The sequence below is a fragment of the Streptomyces sp. YS-3 genome (assembly GCF_045257485.1).
Taxonomy (GTDB): Bacteria; Actinomycetota; Actinomycetes; order Streptomycetales; family Streptomycetaceae; genus Streptomyces.
Map to the genome: position 1 here is coordinate 1 of NZ_JBJHPC010000793.1, position 2,621 is coordinate 2,621.

Consider the following 2,621-nt stretch of genomic DNA (forward strand, 5'->3'; position numbering starts at 1 on the left):
CCTCCACCATCACCTGCGCCACCCCGTCCCGGCACCCCACCGACACGCCCGTGAGGGGCCGGTCGAGGTCGGTCAGGAGGGTGCCGTCCGTCTCGATCCGCAAATGGTGCGCCACCGCCGCCGCCACCGGTGTCGGCGCCCCCACCAGCGTCCGGACGAGCGAGCGGCACGTTCCCCACACCGTCGGCCCCGTGGCCCGCACGGGCGCCGGCGGGGGCGCGGGGATGCGCACTTCCCCCAGCACCACGCCGCCGCCGTCGTCGACCAGCAGGCCGAGTCGGCGGGGGGTGCCGTCGAGGACCGCCCGGGCCGCCGCCACCGCGCCCGTGGGCACCCCCAGTGACCTGGTGATTTCCACACAGGAGGCGGTGCCGACGGGCACTGCGGACAGGGCCGGGGCCGCCGGCCCGTGTTCCTGTTGCAACAAGGTCACGGTACGTAGCAGTGCCCGGTCGTCCCCGACCACCACCAGCCGCCGATCGCCCCGTCTGGCCAGGGCCCGGGAGAACTCCTCCACCCCCTCCGGCCAGCATATTTTCGCCTGTGCACCCGCACACAGCACATCTTTCGCGATCCGTACGGACTCGCCGTCGATACGGCGGGCGACCGGGTCGATGACCACCAGTAGCCGGTCGGCAGCCGACACGTCGGTCCTTCCTCGGGTAGCATCTTTGTGCAAGAGCCCCTTGCGCTATTGCGCCAGGGGCTTCGTCTATTCCGGGGCACATTGGTGAGGCGGCGACACGCCCCTGACCTTGGACATGCCCCGCCCGGAAGGGGTGTACGCCTGTGCCCGCACTTGTGCTGCTCGGTGCTCAGTGGGGTGACGAAGGCAAGGGAAAGGCCACCGACCTCCTCGGTGGTTCCGTTGACTATGTAGTGCGCTACCAGGGCGGCAACAACGCCGGCCACACCGTCGTCGTCGGCGACCAGAAGTACGCGCTGCATCTTCTCCCTTCCGGGATCCTCTCGCCGGGGTGTACCCCGGTCATCGGCAACGGAGTCGTCGTCGACCCGGCGGTCCTGCTCTCCGAGCTGAGCGGGCTGAACGAGCGTGGCGTCGACACGTCCAAGCTGCTCATCAGCGGAAACGCTCACCTGATCACGCCGTACAACGTCACTCTCGACAAGGTGACGGAACGGTTCCTCGGCTCCCGCAAGATCGGCACCACCGGTCGCGGCATCGGCCCGACCTACGCGGACAAGATCAACCGCGTCGGTATCCGCGTCCAGGACCTGTACGACGAGTCGATCCTGACGCAGAAGGTCGAGGCGGCGCTGGAGTCGAAGAACCAGCTGCTCGCCAAGGTCTTCAACCGCCGCGCGATCGAGGCGGAGAAGATCGTCGAGGAGATGCTCCAGTACGCGGAGCAGATCAAGCCGTTCGTGGCCGACACGACGCTGATCCTCAACGACGCCATCGACGAGGGCAAGGTCGTCCTGTTCGAGGGCGGCCAGGGCACGCTCCTCGACGTCGACCACGGCACGTATCCCTTCGTGACCTCGTCGAACCCGACCGCCGGCGGTGCCTGCACGGGCGCGGGCGTGGGCCCCACGAAGATCAGCCGTGTGATCGGCATCCTCAAGGCCTACACGACCCGCGTCGGCGCCGGTCCGTTCCCGACCGAGCTGTTCGACAAGGACGGCGAGGACCTGCGCCGCATCGGTGGCGAGCGCGGTGTGACCACCGGTCGCGACCGTCGCTGCGGCTGGTTCGACGCGGTGATCGCCCGTTACGCGACCCGGGTCAACGGGCTGACGGACTTCTTCCTCACCAAGCTCGACGTCCTCACCGGCTGGGAGCAGATCCCGGTCTGTGTGGCGTACGAGATCGACGGCAAGCGCGTCGAGGAGCTCCCGTACTCCCAGACCGACTTCCACCACGCGAAGCCGATCTACGAGATGCTGCCGGGCTGGTCCGAGGACATCACCAAGGCGCAGACCTTCTCCGACCTGCCGAAGAACGCGCAGGCGTATGTGAAGGCGCTGGAGGAGATGTCGGGCGCGCCGATCTCCGCGATCGGTGTCGGCCCCGGCCGGACCGAGACGATCGAGATCAACTCGTTCCTGTAGGGCGGACGCCCGTCACGAGGGGCCTGCCGGTACGTACGTACCGGCAGGCCCCTCGGCGTAGAAACCCGTGGCCGCATGACACAACCCACGCGGCCTACTGCGCCTCGGACTGCCTGTCGTACGTCAGCAGCTCGCCGGTGTCGTCGTTCTCGCGGCGCAGCCGGCCGTCCGCGAGGAGCGTGACGGTGGTGGCGGCGCCCGGGGAGCAGGTCGTGGCCGGGCCGGACTCGACGGTCGACGGGCCGAGCTTCAGCGGGTCGTCGGGTCCGGCCGGGGCGGCGGCGAGCTTGGCGCGGAAGACGCAGTGGTACGTACCGCCGGAGTCCAGCGGGCCGTCGGCCGTGAGCGTGAGCACCGTGTCGCCGACCTTGCCGGGCTCGATGACCAGGCGGCGGCTGTTGGACCCGGAGTCGCCCTCGATGGCGCCGGCCCAGGTGCCGAGGTACTTCCGGGGGACGTCCCCGGCCGCGCTCTCACTGGGACTGGGACTGGGGCTCGGGGTCGGGCCGCTGGTGGTCGGGCCGGTAGTCGGCCCGTCGGTGGTGGGG

At 69.7% G+C, this 2,621-nt stretch carries 2 protein-coding genes and 1 pseudogene; 1 reads left to right on the top strand and 2 read right to left on the bottom strand.

What is annotated here, in order from left to right; translation table 11 throughout:
- The coding region (locus tag ACJA3G_RS34825) for a diacylglycerol kinase (protein ID WP_406557032.1) at positions 1–646 on the bottom strand (646 nt) is incomplete at its 3' end.
- 143 nt (positions 647–789) lie between these two features.
- On the opposite strand from ACJA3G_RS34825, the gene ACJA3G_RS34830 reads away from it, so the two are divergent.
- Complete coding sequence (locus ACJA3G_RS34830) at positions 790–2,073, top strand: adenylosuccinate synthase (protein ID WP_406557033.1); 1,284 nt, start codon at positions 790–792, stop codon at positions 2,071–2,073.
- 94 nt (positions 2,074–2,167) lie between these two features.
- Here the strand turns inward: ACJA3G_RS34830 and ACJA3G_RS34835 are convergent.
- A pseudogene (locus ACJA3G_RS34835) lies at positions 2,168–2,621 on the bottom strand (serine/threonine protein kinase); the annotation flags it as partial.